This window comes from Rheinheimera hassiensis, from assembly GCF_022436675.1.
In the GTDB taxonomy this organism is placed as follows: Bacteria; Pseudomonadota; Gammaproteobacteria; order Enterobacterales; family Alteromonadaceae; genus Alishewanella; species Alishewanella hassiensis.
This window is the reverse complement of record NZ_JAKUJZ010000004.1, coordinates 294,074-308,205: the sequence shown is the minus strand read 5'-3', so window position 1 is coordinate 308,205 and position 14,132 is coordinate 294,074. Positions and strand designations below refer to the sequence as shown.

Below are 14,132 nucleotides of genomic sequence, written 5' to 3'. Positions count from 1 at the left end.
CATATAATAATTTATGCTGCCAATCGTCTTTTACAAAGCTATGGCCGACGACACCCGGCTTAATATCCTGTTACTGCTGGCTGGTGGCAACGAGCTGTGTGTTTGCGACTTGATGACAGCGCTTAACGACAGCCAGCCCAAAATTTCACGCCATTTAGCGCTGCTGCGCCAAACCGGTATTTTGCAGGACAGACGGCAAGGTCAGTGGGTGTACTACCAGTTACATCATGCTTTGCCCAACTGGACTCGTCAGGTGCTGCAGCAAACATTAAACGCTGCCCCGGCAAATGTGCTGGCAGTTTTAGAAAATCAGGCCAATAAAGCTGCTAACTGTTGCAGTTAAAGAGAGTCATATGACAATTAAAGTGGGTATTAATGGCCTTGGCCGTATTGGCCGTTTGGCACTGCGCGCGGCGTTTGACTGGCCCGAGCTGGAATTTGTACAAATTAACGACCCGGCTGCCGATGCGGCTACCTTTGCTCACTTGCTGAACTTTGACTCAGTACACGGTATCTGGCGCCATAATGCTGTGGCCGAGGGCGATAACATCGTGATCAATGGTAAAACCCTTGCCGTTAGCAGTAATAAAGCCATTGCTGATACCGACTGGTCTCAGTGTGATGTGGTCATTGAAGCGTCTGGCAAGATGAAAAGCTCTGCCGTATTGCAGGCTTATTTAGATCAGGGCGTAAAACGGGTAGTAGTAAGCGCGCCGGTAAAAGAGCCGGGTGTATTAAACGTGGTAATGGGCGTAAACCAACAGCTGTACAATAAAGACATTCACCGTATCGTTACCGCCGCCAGTTGCACTACTAACTGCCTTGCACCGGTGGTAAAAGTAATACACGAACAGTTGGGTATAAAGCATGGCAGCATTACCACTATTCATGATTTAACCAATACCCAGAGCATTTTAGACACACCGCATACAGACTTACGTCGTGCCCGCGCCTGTGGCAGCAGTTTAATTCCTACCACCACCGGCTCGGCTACCGCCATTACCGAAATTTTCCCTGAGCTTAAAGGCCGCTTAAACGGCCATGCCGTGCGCGTGCCACTAGCTAATGCCTCATTAACTGACTGCGTATTTGAAGTAGAGCGTGCCACCACAAGCGATGAAGTTAACGCTCTGCTAAAAGCCGCAGCAGAGGGTGAATTAAAAGATATTCTCGGTTATGAAACCCGGCCACTGGTGTCGGTAGATTATAAAACCGATCCGCGCTCCAGCATTATTGATGCCCTATCCACTATGGTGGTTAACGCCACTCAGGTGAAAATTTATGCCTGGTACGATAATGAATGGGGCTACGCCAACCGCACGGTTGAACTGGTCAAACTGGTTGGCCTGCAGGATAAAGCCTAAGCGATGCTAACCGGAATAAGCCTATGCTAAGCGCACTAAGCCCGCCGCTACGCCAGTATATGCTGGTAACAGCGAATTACTGTGCCTTTACCCTGACTGATGGCGCGCTGCGCATGCTGGTGGTGCTGCATTTTTATAGCCTGGGTTACAGCGGCCTGGCCATTGCCATGCTGTTTTTGTTTTATGAAATCTTTGGCGTTATTACCAACCTGATTGGTGGCTGGCTGGGTGCCCGCATCGGCCTGAATAAAACCATGAACATCGGCCTGTTGCTGCAAATACTGGCACTGGGTATGTTGCTGCTGCCGGCACAGTATTTAATTGTGCCATGGGTCATGACAGCGCAGGCGCTGTCAGGCATTGCCAAAGACTTAAATAAAATGAGCGCCAAAAGCAGCATTAAACTGCTGGTGGCAGACAACGCCCAAAACACCTTGTTTAAATGGGTGGCTATTCTTACCGGTTCAAAAAACGCCCTAAAAGGTGTGGGCTTTTTTATCGGTGGTTTACTGCTGAGCCTGTATGGTTTTAGCACGGCGATACTGCTTATGTTGCTGATGCTAAGCGTAGTCTGGTTGCTAAGCTTATGGCGCTTAAAAGCCGATTTAGGTAAAAGCAAAACCAAGCCCAAATTTACTGAGCTATTGTCAAAAAGCCGGCCAATTAATTTACTATCGGCCGCGCGTATGCTGTTGTTTGCCGCCCGCGATGTCTGGTTTGTTATTGCGCTACCACTAACGCTGGCCAGCCAGTTTGGCTGGAGCCACTGGGCCGTGGGCAGCTTTCTGGCCTTATGGGTTATTGGCTATGGCGCGGTGCAAAGTATGGCCCCCTTGCTTACCAGTAAAAACCGCCTGCCTGATGGCCGCACTTTAACATCATGGGCGCTGCTATTGTGTGCCATTCCAGCCGCTATTGCGATAGCACTTGAGCAACAGTGGCAGGCAGAAACCGCTTTACTTGGTGGTCTGCTGCTGTTTGGTGCCGTATTTGCCATTAATTCCTCCTTACACAGCTATATGATTGTCAGCATGGCGAAAAGCGATGGCGTGTCACTGGATGTCGGTTTTTACTATATGGCCAATGCCATGGGCCGCCTGATTGGCACGGTGTTATCCGGCTGGGTATATCAGTTGGCAGGCTTAACGGCATGTTTGTGGATCTCGTCCGGTATGCTGGTGGCTACCGTGCTGGTATCGTTGTTGTTACCCAAACGCAGCGCGAGACATCACATGGCTCCACATGACAGAGCATGACATTAAACAGCGGCTACTCTACACTGCAATAAACCGCTGATAAATTATGAAATACACCATGTTAAAACTACGCCCGCGCCAGTTACTGCTGCTGTCTTTAGTGGGAGCCTTCGCCACTATGGCGCTTAAGTCACTGGCCTGGCAGCTTACCGGCTCGGTCGGCTTTTTATCAGACGCGGTAGAATCACTGGTTAACGTTGCAGGGGCAGGTTTTGCGCTGGCCATGGTTAGCATTGCCCGCCGCCCGGCTGATAACAGCCACCCTTATGGCCATAGCAAAGCGGAATACTTATCTGCGGCTTTTGAAGGCGGCATGATTTTTCTCGCCGCACTGGTGATCCTTGCCACAGCTATTGAACGGCTGTTTAACCCGCAGCCTATTTCTACGCTGGGTATAGGCACCTTGCTTACGGTGCTGGCCAGCCTGATTAACCTGGCTATTGCCATGTTATTGCTAAAAGGCGGTAAGCAGTATAATTCTCCGGCCCTGGAAGGCGATGGCAAGCACCTGATGACCGATGTCTGGACCACGGCCGGTGTGGTTATTGGCGTTGGCCTTGCCGTGCTCAGCGGCCAAAACTGGCTGGATGCCGCGGTGGCGATTGCTGTGGCGCTGCATATTCTGCATGAAGGTGGCGGTATCCTTTATCGTGCAGTAAATGGCCTGATGGACAAAGCCTTGCCTGACAGCCGTATCAGTGAAATAGCGCAGGCGCTGGAGCATTTTGCCAGTGGCAAAGTGCAGTTTATTAACCTGCGCACCCGCTCTGCCGCCACCCTGCAGTTTGCTCAGGTAGATATGCAGGTGCCCGGCCACTGGACAGTAGAGCAGGCGCACCAATTAGCTGATGACGCCGAACTGGCCATGCAGCAACTGGGCGTTGAACTTAGTGTACATATAGAGCCACAGCACGCGCATGGCGCACCAACCAATCCTGTAACGGAATATAAAGGAACTTAGCATGACCGCACGTACCCAATCTGAATGGCTCTGCCTGCAACAGAGTTACGACAAAATGGATATGCAGGCGCTGTGGTTAAAACTGCTTTGCCTTGTCGTCTGGTTTTGGTTGCTGCATAACGGCGACAGTTTACGTATTCAGTTCACAGCAATAGCCTTGTTCTGGCTGCATGAAGCTTTGCTGCGCACAGTACAGCAGCGCACCGGTGAGCGGCTGTTACAGTTAGAGCAGGCGCTGGCACAAAACCAGGACATTGGTATGCAATGGCACAGCGCCTGGCAGCAACAACGCGGCGGTGTCACCACTCTGGCCATGTCATACCTGCGTCAGGCGTTAAAACCAACTGTAGCCATCACCTACATTGCCCTTATCGTGCTAAGCGTAATCCGGGTGAGTGTTATGTTTAATTAGTGACATAAACCGGGGGGCAGTGTTTTGCCGCCCCGGCAGATAAGTAAAACAGCCACCTCTCCCTGCCGCCCGTTTATTGCCCGGCTATACTTCATACCAGCCGCAGGCTGCGGCTAACCCGGTAACACCGGGGTAACGGAGGAGCTTTTACTATGGCCAGAGATATGGTGATGGAACACCTGCATCCGACTTTCCGGCAAAAAGTCGAGTTGCTGTTGCAGGAACTTGCCCACGCAAACCTACCTTTCAGATTATTTGAGGGCTTTCGCTCACCACAGCGACAACGCGAGCTGTATAGCCAGGGCCGCACGCGCCCCGGCGCCAAAGTAACCAATGCAGATGCCTGGAGTTCATTGCACCAGTACGGTGTTGCTGCCGATTTCGTACTCTATATTGACGGCAAATGGAGCTGGGATGACAGCGGCGAGCGCAAAGATGGGTGGAAGCAGCTGCACAAGCTGGCGCAGTTACAGGGGTTGGAACCGTTAAGCTGGGAGTTACCGCACTTACAAATGCAGGGCATGCAACTGGCGCAGCTGCGCAGTGGCAGTTACCCGCCTGATGGCGATAGCGATTGGGCAGAAAACCTGCAACAGGCCATTACCAGCTGGCATGGCACACCTGCGGCACCGCCGTTACCGGCTGCGCAATTTGGCCGGCCACCATTACCGGCTAATGCGCCAGAACCTGAGGCAAGCAATACGCTGGCGCAGACCGCTTTAAAACGCGCTACAGTAATAGCGCGCGATGGTTTACGCCTGCGGGCTGGCCCCGGCACAAGCTTTGATGTTAAAACCACCCTGCGCAGCGGCCAACTTATTATGGTAATGCAAAGCAGTGGTGACTGGAGCCAGATAGATATTCAGGGTGATGGTTTTGCCGATGGCTACTGCCATAGCGGTTATCTGGCATTTGCGTAACGCCTCTAACAACATCCTCTTTAGCAGCACTGCGCCAGATACGCAGTGCTGTTTTGTTAAAGCCCCAGGTACCAGGTAGCAATAGAAAAGTACAGCACCACGCCGGCGACGTCGGCAATAGAGGTAATTAACGGGCCGCTGGCGGTGGCAGGGTCAAGCTTAAAACGGCTGAGTAAAAACGGCAGTGACAAACCAATTAAACTGCCCGCCAGTACTACCAGCATCATCGTTAGCGACACCACTACAGCAATATCATAGCCACCACGCCACCAGCCCAGCCCTACTACAGCTGTCGCCATCGTCAGGCCTAATAAACCGGCCACCAGGCATTCTTTGCCAAGCAAGTAGCCCCAGTCACGCAGTTTAATTTCACCGGTAGCCAGCGCACGCACCATTAATGTACCCGATTGCGCCCCGGCATTACCGCTGCTGCCAATTAATAACGGTAAAAAGAATAGCAGCGCAATGTGGCTGGCAATAATACCTTCAAAATGGGCAATACCGGCGCCGGAGAAGATATTGCCAAACACTAAAATAACCAACCAGAACACCCGCTTGCGATACAGTAAACCAATACCTGCCTGTTTAACGCTGGTTTCCAGCTTACCGATGGTGGCAGTTTTGTGAAAGTCTTCTGTCGCTTCGGCTGCGGCAACGTCCATGGCGTCATCGTAGGTTACAATACCGACCATCTGGTGTTCGCTGTTAACAATAGGCAGGGCCAGTAAGTCGTACTTGGCAATCAGTGACGCCACTTCTTCCTGCGGCATATCCACACTGGCATAGATAGGATCGTGGTTAATCAGTTCCTCTATCGGCATATGTAGCGGCGCCAGAATAAGATCACGCAACGACACTACGCCAATCAGCATGCGGGCAGCATCTACCACATAAGCAGAATAAATGGTTTCTTTGTCCGGCGCTTCACGGCGCAGTGAATCCAGCGCTTGTGCCACAGTAAGCTCGGCCGCCAGAATGGCGTAGTCAGACGTCATAATGGCGCCGGCGGTACCTTCTTCATGCGATGTCAGGCGCAGTAAGTCTTCACGCTCTGCTTGCGCCAGTGCTGGCAGCAGAGTTTCGCGTTGTTCGTCACTTAAGCGGTTAAATAAATCGGCGCGCTCGTCAGAAGACATCTGGCGGATAATAGGTGCCAGCTTGCGACGGCTGATATTAATGGATAAATTTACCTGCTCTTCTGCCGGTAAATAGCCAAATACTTCCGCTTGCTCTGAACGCGGCAATACGGTTAGCAGGGTCCAGAGATCCTGGGCGGCAAACTCGACCAGCGCGCTGGCCAGGTCGGCGGGGTGCACATCGTCCAGCCGTTCACGCAGCAAATGTACAGTATCTGATTCCAGCGCGGTGCGCAGTGTGCTGATCAGCGCAGGTAATTCCATAGCAACCTCTTACTAAACAAGCTTAGTAAGGGCTGAAAACTACCTTACTAAGCGGCACAATTGGCGAAACAATTGCAGAAAATGGGTGTTTGCAGGCTGGGCCTGCTACTGGGCACGTCCATAAGGGTGATAAATCTCCGGCTAAGTTAATTAACCTGTTGCTGGATAAGCAAAATATGTCGCTATTTTATAAAGCATAGCAGTGAATCTCAACTGAATATTGCCAAAACGCCAATAGGACTTATACGGCCTTCTTGCTAAGATTGCTGCAGCATCGTGATTGAGCAAACTATATGACACAAAAACACTCAGCAGATAACGCCTGGTGGCTACCGGTGGAACTGGAAGAAGACAGTTGCTGGAGCTTCAACATAGGCCCGTTAAGTATTTATGCTAAACGCCAGGCGCAACAGTGGCTGCTGGCGTATGAACGCACCAGCGCCATTGACGGGCGCGAGTTACTCAGCAACTCAGCGGCAATTTGTATGCCGCCACAACTAAAAGCCGAACGTTATATGTTTCGTCAAAGCCCGGCGGCATTGTGCCTGAAACCGGTGCTGATGGACAGACCGGTCGTAGTAAAAACACTGCAACCTGTGCATATTCCGCCAGCTGAACAAACCACCTTGTATATCAGCTCGCCGGTAAGTGTGCGGGTGTGTTTGCAACAGCCGGAATACCTGTTGCAGGAAATTGCCATTGCGCGTTTATCCGACACCTGGTTTGGCCCCTCTACTCAGGTAGGCGAATTATGCTACGCCGACAAAACCCATGCCCGCTACAATAAAAACGAGCTGCCACTGCGGCCGCATCGTGCCATTACGCCGGTGGTGATTCAAAACACTTCAAAGCAAATGCTGTCATTGAGTAAAATCAGTATTCCTGTACCCTATCTGGCTGTTTACAGCTCGGCCGATGGCAACTTATGGACCGACCCGATAACCTTGCAACATGAAGGCGCAAACAGCCTGGCCCGCTTTAAAACCGGCACCTTGTCGGCTGCTGATACTAACGGCGCAACGCTGATCAGCCCGGCGCGGGCCGTGCCGGAAAAACACAGCCTGATCCGCGCCTTTACGCATATTTTTACTGAATAACCCAGAGGCAATATGACTGAACAACTCCTGCACTGGCTGCAATCAGAACAAGCCAGCCATATATTAAAAGCCAGCATTTTACTGCTGGCCGGTTTTGTTGTATCAGGCCTTGCGTCGCGGGCTATCGGCCGTATTCTGATAAACAACTTCTCGCAGCATCATGTAGTGCTGTTTAAACGTTTGGTGTACTGGCTACTGCTGGCGTTGTTTATTGCCTCTGCGCTAAAACAACTCGGGTTTTCACTCAGTGTATTGCTGGGTGCTGCCGGTGTGTTATCGGTTGCACTGGGGTTTGCTTCACAAACCTCGGCATCTAACCTGATCAGCGGCTTATTTTTAATTGGTGAGCAACCCTTTCAGTTGGGCGACACCATTAAAGTAGGTAATACCACCGGTGAGGTGTTATCGATAGATTTATTGTCAGTAAAGCTGCGTACCTTTGATAATCTTTATGTACGCATTCCAAATGAAAGCCTGATTAAAAGCGAAATGACTAACCTGACTCGCTTTCCGATCCGGCGCTTTGATTTATTAATCGGGGTGGCTTACAAAGAAAATATCTCGCAAGTTCGCCAGGTGATGCTGAACGTCGCTGACAATAACCCGCTGTGCCTGGATGAACCAGACCCGATGTTTTTATTCCTCGGCTTTGGCGATTCATCACTGAATATTCAATTTTCAGTATGGAGTAAACGGGAAAACTTCCGTGACTTACGCAACAGCCTGCAGGAAGAAATTAAACTGGCGTTTGATAAAGCTGGCATTGAAATTCCGTTTCCGCAGCGCACGGTTTATCTGGCGCAACAAGCTACACCCACACCAACAGAAGCAGCAGATGCAACAACACAAAACCACAGCGTATAGGCTTTACTTGCTAAGTACGCCGAAATAACGTTAACTGGTAACACTATTGCTACAGACACCCCTTTATCGTCAGCCAGGAGGGCAGGCTTATGTTTCGCAGTCTAAGCTGCTTATTTACCGCTGTTTTTTGCTGTGCAAGCTGGGCTGACTGCACTGAAGTCAACCCACAAAGCAATACCGTGTTACCCAAAGGCGTTAAAGTGGGTAATATCGAGTATCAGCGTAATAATGTATTCGACCTGAGCGAGAAAGGCACATTCTGGCTGCACCGTTTTGCTAACTACAGCCACATTATCACCAAAGAACCCACCGTACAGGACGACCTGCTGTTTCTTCCCGGTGAGCCACTTAGCCTGCAGGATCTGGAAGAAACCGAACGTTTACTGCGCAGCCGCGCCTATATCCGTGAAGCTTCCGTCAATGTGGTTCGCTATTGCGAAGACACACAAAGTGCCGATGTGCTGGTAGAAACCTGGGATAACTGGTCTTTGCTGCCCAAAATAGATTTTAGCAGCGAAGGGGGCGAAACCGACTATTCTATCGGCATTGCCGACGACAACCTGCTGGGTACAGGTAATCAACTGCAGCTGGACTACGCCAAAGACAGTGAACGTAGCGGCTATCTGGTTAGTTTCGCTTCACCGAATATCTTCGGTACACACTGGAATACCCTCACCCGCTATGCTGATAACTCTGACGGTGAAAGCTATCATTTTGCGCTAACCCGGCCTTTTTACCGGCTGTCATCCAACTGGGCATTCAGTTTAGATATAGAGCAGAACAAAGAAGAAATTAAAGACTACCTGCTCGGCGATGAAGTTAACCTGTACGACCGTAAGCAAAAATGGTTTGAAACCTACGCCGGTTTTAAAATTGCCGAGCGTGGAAACCGTATTCACCGGCTTAATGTGGGTATAACGCTGGACGACACCAAGTTTCAGCATATTGATGAAACCCAGTTCTCCGCGCCGGAAGATCGCAATTTATCTTCCATCTGGTTGGAATACCAGATGCTGCAAACTGACTACAAAAAGCTGTTTAACATTAACCAGTTTAACCGGGTAGAAGATATTAACCTTGGCTGGCAGGCGCGGTTACGCATTGGCCGTTTACAGTCGTGGCTTAGTGCAGACAACCCAGGCTGGCAACTGGATTCTGAACTGGCTAAGGTATGGCAGCTAAGCAGTGATACCTTTTTACTCGGTAACAGCCGCTATCAGGCGTTATGGTTAAAAGAGATTAACCAGCATTTGTTCAGCAATCAGCTGCAACTGGTGCATCAGTTAAACAATAGCAGTAGTGCTGTTGGTATTATTAACGCAGAATTTGGCCGCCAGCTGTTTCAGGATAACGCCCTGTATTTAGGCGGCGACACCGGCCTGCGCGCCTTTCCACTGTATTATCAACGTGGTGACAGCCGTGTAGTCGCCACTGCTGAGTACCGCTACTTTACCGACTGGTCAATATTGCAATTGCTGGATGTAGGCTTTGCCAGCTTTGTTGATGCCGGCCGTAGCTGGGGCGCCGAGCAGGATTTTGACAGCAATATTGATGATGGTGTGTTGTTTGGCGTGGGTGGTGGTATACGCTTGCTGTCGTCGCATTCCAGCCGCGGAACCATGATCCATATTGATCTAACCCATCCGTTTAGCGACAACCCTGAGCTGGATACCTGGCAATGGCGGGTTACTGCGAAAAAACGGTTTTAACCAGACTGCACAAGTGAAGCTTCAGCAGAAACCGGTTCGCTCACATCAACACGCCGTGAACCCATCCATGGGGGCTCGATTATAAACTTCATCCATGAAGTTTATCCTGCGGACCAGCAGAGCTGTTCAAATTCGCTCCCAGCGAATTTGTCAGCATCCTGGCCTGCAACGGTTGATTTAGAGCAAGCCGATTCCTGCGTTATGTTAATTTTGACACTTCGAACAAAACACAGTGCTGCGCTGGCCAAGGCGAATTTCACTTAATACCGTACCACAGGTTAAACAAGGCAGGCCGCCGCGGCCATATACCAGTAATTGCTGGGCAAAATAGCCCGGCTTACCGTCGGCCTGGCTAAAGTCTTTTAGTGTGGTGCCACCTTGTTTAATCGCCGCAGCAAGGGTGTCTTTTATTACCGGCAACAGTTTTGCTAACTGCTGCGGGGTTACCGCTTTGGCGGGCGTTGACGGCAAGATGCCGGCTTTAAATAAGGCTTCGTTGGCGTAAATGTTACCCACGCCTACCACCACGTGGTTGTCCATCAGCACCAGTTTTACCGCGCTGCCGCGCTTGGCAAAAGCCGCCGTTAAATGCGCCAGATTAAAATTATCACTCAGTGGCTCCGGCCCCAGGCTGGCCAGTAATGGGTGGGTTTCCCCCTTATGCTGCCACAGCACCGCACCAAAACGGCGAGTATCGTTTAGCCGCAGCGCCATGCCGCTGGCTAATACCAAATCGATATGATCATGCTTGGTAACCGGCGTATCAGCCGGTATAACCTTTAAATGGCCCGACATCCCCAGGTGCAAAATAATATCGCCCTGAGGCAGTTGGATAAGCAAATACTTAGCCCGGCGTGCTACCGATAAAACAGGCTGGTTCACCTGCGCCAGCACCTCATCAGGTACCCACCAGCGTAGCTGACGTTGGCGTGCGACTACTTTGACTAGCTGCTGGTTTTCCAGATAAGGGCTGATGCCCTGGCGCGATACTTCTACTTCAGGTAATTCCGGCACTGTTACTCCGCCATATCGATTAAAAACAACTGCGCCGCCTGTGCAGTAGTCAACTGGTAAAACTGACTCTGCCCGGCTTGCTGTAATAAGAACTGGCCGCCATCGGTATCAGCAGCCGGATACAGTAACCAAATTAGCGGCGCAGTTTTCCCAACCAGCTGCACACTGGCTTGTGCTACCGGCACACGGCTTTTATCTGCAATCACCTCAACCGGCGTAAGTAAACTATGCTGCCAGGCCACTGCCAGCTGTGCTGCATCTACCGGTTTCTGGCGCTGGGGTTGCAACTGCCACTGTGGGCCGGCTTTAATAAGCCGCGTATTAGCAAAAGCTACCATCAGTAATTCACTATCAGTGGGGATCAAGCGGTGTTCAGCAGCATTAAGCTGCGATAAACGCTGCGGAATGCCATATAGCGCAAACATCAGCACCAGCACGGCAAAAATCAGTACGTTATTCCAGTTACGGCGGGACAGTTTTAACATAACCATACCTGTGGGCAAAAGCATTGCGGCATAGTAACTTAGGCGGGCTTTAAAAAGCAAAAACCCGGCGTTGGCCGGGTTTCTGTGTTCGATTACTTGATTTTCGCTTCTTTGAAAATCACATGCTTGCGCACTTTAGGATCAAACTTTTTGATTTCCATCTTTTCTGGCATGGTGCGCTTGTTCTTCGTAGTTGTATAGAAGAAACCAGTGCCTGCAGAAGAGACTAAACGGATTTTATCGCGCATTTTTTATTTCCTTACACCTTGTGACCGTTAGCACGCACATCGGCTAATACCGCATCGATACCTTTCTTATCGATGATGCGCATACCACGGGTAGAAGTACGTAATGTAACAAAACGGTTTTCACTTTCAACCCAGAAACGGTGAGTTTGCAGGTTAGGCAGGAAACGGCGCTTAGTAGCATTGTTGGCGTGTGAACGACGGTTACCCACCATCGGACCTTTACCAGTTACTTGGCACACTCTAGACATGTCAATAGTTCTCCAAAATTACATCAGCTCGAGCTGTCATCACCCTTCTGGCCAAGAAGGTTGCCCCAAAACAAGAGGGCGCAATTTATACACGAATAAGCCGCCTTATTCAAGCGAAATCTTTCGCCCGCGCGCAGGGATCCGGCAAGGATCTCTGCAGATCTTCACAGCCAGCCACGCTCTGCAAAGGAGATTACATCGGCATCGCCCACAATAAAGTGATCCAATACCTTGATATCTACCAACATTAACGCCTGAATTAATCGTTCAGTAATCGCTCTGTCCGCCCGGCTGGGTTCAGCCACGCCAGAGGGATGATTGTGCGCCAGAATAACAGCGGCGGCATTATGCGCTAAAGCCTGCTGAACTACAATACGCGGATACACCGGGGAGGCATCTATAGTACCAGCGAATAACGGCTCGGCTTTAATTAGCCGGTGCTGGCTATCTAAATACAGTAAAAGGAAGACTTCGCGCTGCTCGCCACTGATAGCATGTTGCAGATAACGCTTCACGGTGGCCGGTTCAGTAAACACGGTATCGCGCTGCATTTGCTGCTGTAAATAGCGTTTGCTCAGCTCCAGTACAGCCTGAAGCTGCACAAACTTGGCCTCGCCCAACCCTTTGGCCGAGCAAAAGTCAGCCTGGCTGGCGCCAAGTAAACGCCTTAGCGAACCAAACTGACTTAACAACTGCCGCGCCAGCGTTACGGCGTCAGTACCGGCAATACCGGTGCGTAAAAATATAGCCAGTAATTCGGCGTCTGACAGTGCTGTCGCGCCTCTGTCGAGCAGTTTTTCCCGTGGCCGCTCGGTGGCGGGCCAGTGACGAATACTCATGCTATCCCTCCCTGAATTGATGCTGAATTTGTGTTTCCATGCTATCTTATCGCCAGTTTTTTCCGGTTCTGGTGTCTCTGTTATGTTGCAAACCCTTGCCCAAAAACACATTTTGCTTGGTATCAGCGGCGGTATTGCTGCCTATAAAAGTGCAGACTTAGTCCGCCGCTTAAAAGAGCGCGGCGCAGATGTACGGGTTATTTTAACCGACGCCGCCCAGCACTTTATTACCCCGCTGACACTGCAGGCTGTATCCGGTAACCCGGTAAGTACCAGCTTGCTTGACCCTGCTGCAGAAGCCGCCATGGGCCATATCGAGCTGGCAAAATGGGCAGACATCATCTTAATTGCCCCGGCCAGTGCCGATATCATCGCCCGCATGGCGCATGGCTTAGCCAACGATTTGCTGACTACCTGCGTGCTAGCCACCGCTGCATCTGTTGCTGTCGCCCCTGCAATGAACCAGCAGATGTATAAAAACATAGCTACCCAGAATAATTTAGCCACTTTAAAAGCACATAATTTTTACATTTATGGCCCAGGCGTGGGCGAACAAGCCTGCGGTGACGTTGGCTCAGGCCGCATGCTGGAACCTTTAGAGCTGGTTAGCGCATTAGAAAAACATTTTTCAGCTGAACAGCAACTTAATAACATTAAAATCACAATTACTGCGGGGCCAACGCGCGAAGCTATTGATCCGGTGCGTTATATCTCTAACCACAGCTCCGGCAAAATGGGCTTTGCCTTAGCGCAAGCTGCCGCAGCTATGGGCGCACAGGTAACCCTGATTAGCGGCCCGGTTCAGTTAGCCACGCCGACAGGCGTAACGCGCATTGACGTTACCACCGCGCAGCAAATGCATGACGCTGCACTATCTCAGGCGAGACAAAACGATATTTTTATCGGCTGCGCAGCAGTAGCAGATTATCGTGTAGCTCAGGTTGCCAGTGAAAAGATGAAGAAAACCGCCAGCGACAGCATTGAGCTAAAGCTGGTAAAAAACCCGGATATTATTGCCGCCGTTGCAGCACTAACCGCACAGCGCCCCTTTACCGTAGGTTTTGCAGCGGAAACACAAAACGTAGTGCAATACGCTAAAGATAAACTGGCACGCAAAAAGCTGGATTTAATTTGCGCCAATGATGTGTCGGGCACTGAACTGGGTTTTAACAGCGATCATAATGCTGTCACTCTGGTATGGCAGCATGGCGAGCAGGCATTACCGGCCCAGCCTAAAGCTGAGTTAGCCAAAGCCATACTGCAGCATATCTATGCTCAATTTTCTGCCAACTAATTACCTTTAAAATACTAATTG

16 protein-coding genes are annotated in these 14,132 nt (G+C 50.7%); 10 read left to right on the top strand and 6 right to left on the bottom strand.

The features are described 5' to 3' along the window. Positions 1–13: 13 nt before the first annotated feature. The 6 genes from MJX74_RS10140 to MJX74_RS10115 all read left to right on the top strand — a co-directional run bounded on the left by MJX74_RS10140 (position 14) and on the right by MJX74_RS10115 (position 4,913). Positions 14–343: a metalloregulator ArsR/SmtB family transcription factor gene (locus MJX74_RS10140; RefSeq protein WP_240222745.1), complete on the top strand. Its 330-nt coding sequence runs from the start codon at positions 14–16 to the stop codon at positions 341–343. A gap of 10 nt (positions 344–353) precedes the next feature. Further along, the gene (locus tag MJX74_RS10135; protein ID WP_240222744.1) at positions 354–1,364 is read left to right on the top strand and encodes an ArsJ-associated glyceraldehyde-3-phosphate dehydrogenase; all 1,011 of its coding nucleotides are present in this window, start codon (positions 354–356) and stop codon (positions 1,362–1,364) included. Positions 1,365–1,387: 23 nt separating this feature from the next. Beyond that, complete coding sequence (gene arsJ / locus MJX74_RS10130) at positions 1,388–2,620, top strand: organoarsenical effux MFS transporter ArsJ (RefSeq protein WP_240222743.1); 1,233 nt, start codon at positions 1,388–1,390, stop codon at positions 2,618–2,620. 46 nt (positions 2,621–2,666) lie between these two features. Continuing rightward, positions 2,667–3,581 (top strand): cation diffusion facilitator family transporter, encoded by a 915-nt coding sequence (locus MJX74_RS10125; protein ID WP_240222742.1) that lies wholly within the window; start codon positions 2,667–2,669, stop codon positions 3,579–3,581. A gap of 1 nt (position 3,582) precedes the next feature. Further along, positions 3,583–3,993, top strand: a complete 411-nt coding sequence (locus MJX74_RS10120; protein ID WP_240222741.1) for a hypothetical protein — start codon at positions 3,583–3,585, stop codon at positions 3,991–3,993. A gap of 152 nt (positions 3,994–4,145) precedes the next feature. Beyond that, the gene (locus tag MJX74_RS10115) at positions 4,146–4,913 is read left to right on the top strand and encodes a M15 family metallopeptidase (RefSeq protein WP_240222740.1); all 768 of its coding nucleotides are present in this window, start codon (positions 4,146–4,148) and stop codon (positions 4,911–4,913) included. A gap of 56 nt (positions 4,914–4,969) precedes the next feature. Here the strand turns inward: MJX74_RS10115 and mgtE are convergent, their stop codons facing one another. Then, positions 4,970–6,313 (bottom strand): magnesium transporter, encoded by a 1,344-nt coding sequence (gene mgtE / locus MJX74_RS10110; RefSeq protein WP_240222739.1) that lies wholly within the window; start codon positions 6,311–6,313, stop codon positions 4,970–4,972. Between the two features lie 293 nt (positions 6,314–6,606). Here mgtE and MJX74_RS10105 point away from each other — a divergent pair, with 293 nt between their 5' ends. The 3 genes from MJX74_RS10105 to MJX74_RS10095 all read left to right on the top strand — a co-directional run bounded on the left by MJX74_RS10105 (position 6,607) and on the right by MJX74_RS10095 (position 9,983). Then, positions 6,607–7,410: a DUF432 domain-containing protein gene (locus tag MJX74_RS10105; RefSeq protein ID WP_240222738.1), complete on the top strand. Its 804-nt coding sequence runs from the start codon at positions 6,607–6,609 to the stop codon at positions 7,408–7,410. 12 nt (positions 7,411–7,422) lie between these two features. Continuing rightward, the gene (locus MJX74_RS10100) at positions 7,423–8,274 is read left to right on the top strand and encodes a mechanosensitive ion channel family protein (RefSeq protein ID WP_240222737.1); all 852 of its coding nucleotides are present in this window, start codon (positions 7,423–7,425) and stop codon (positions 8,272–8,274) included. 89 nt (positions 8,275–8,363) lie between these two features. Continuing rightward, positions 8,364–9,983, top strand: a complete 1,620-nt coding sequence (locus MJX74_RS10095) for a BamA/TamA family outer membrane protein (protein ID WP_240222736.1) — start codon at positions 8,364–8,366, stop codon at positions 9,981–9,983. A gap of 204 nt (positions 9,984–10,187) precedes the next feature. On the opposite strand, the gene mutM is transcribed toward MJX74_RS10095, so the two are convergent. The 5 genes from mutM to radC all read right to left on the bottom strand — a co-directional run bounded on the left by mutM (position 10,188) and on the right by radC (position 12,817). Further along, positions 10,188–10,997, bottom strand: a complete 810-nt coding sequence (mutM, locus tag MJX74_RS10090; protein WP_240222735.1) for a bifunctional DNA-formamidopyrimidine glycosylase/DNA-(apurinic or apyrimidinic site) lyase — start codon at positions 10,995–10,997, stop codon at positions 10,188–10,190. Between the two features lie 2 nt (positions 10,998–10,999). Then, positions 11,000–11,482: a hypothetical protein gene (locus tag MJX74_RS10085; RefSeq protein WP_240222734.1), complete on the bottom strand. Its 483-nt coding sequence runs from the start codon at positions 11,480–11,482 to the stop codon at positions 11,000–11,002. A 92-nt stretch (positions 11,483–11,574) separates the two neighbouring features. Further along, positions 11,575–11,730 carry a 50S ribosomal protein L33 gene (gene rpmG, locus MJX74_RS10080; protein ID WP_008219722.1) on the bottom strand — a complete coding sequence of 52 codons (156 nt, stop codon included), beginning with the start codon at positions 11,728–11,730 and terminating at the stop codon, positions 11,575–11,577. A gap of 11 nt (positions 11,731–11,741) precedes the next feature. Continuing rightward, positions 11,742–11,978 carry a 50S ribosomal protein L28 gene (gene rpmB / locus MJX74_RS10075; RefSeq protein ID WP_027672232.1) on the bottom strand — a complete coding sequence of 79 codons (237 nt, stop codon included), beginning with the start codon at positions 11,976–11,978 and terminating at the stop codon, positions 11,742–11,744. Positions 11,979–12,142: 164 nt separating this feature from the next. Beyond that, positions 12,143–12,817, bottom strand: coding sequence for a RadC family protein (gene radC / locus MJX74_RS10070; RefSeq protein WP_068227994.1), 675 nt, complete (start codon positions 12,815–12,817; stop codon positions 12,143–12,145). Between the two features lie 82 nt (positions 12,818–12,899). On the opposite strand from radC, the gene coaBC reads away from it, so the two are divergent. Beyond that, the gene (coaBC, locus tag MJX74_RS10065; RefSeq protein WP_240222733.1) at positions 12,900–14,111 is read left to right on the top strand and encodes a bifunctional phosphopantothenoylcysteine decarboxylase/phosphopantothenate--cysteine ligase CoaBC; all 1,212 of its coding nucleotides are present in this window, start codon (positions 12,900–12,902) and stop codon (positions 14,109–14,111) included. The last annotated feature ends 21 nt before the right edge of the window (positions 14,112–14,132 follow it).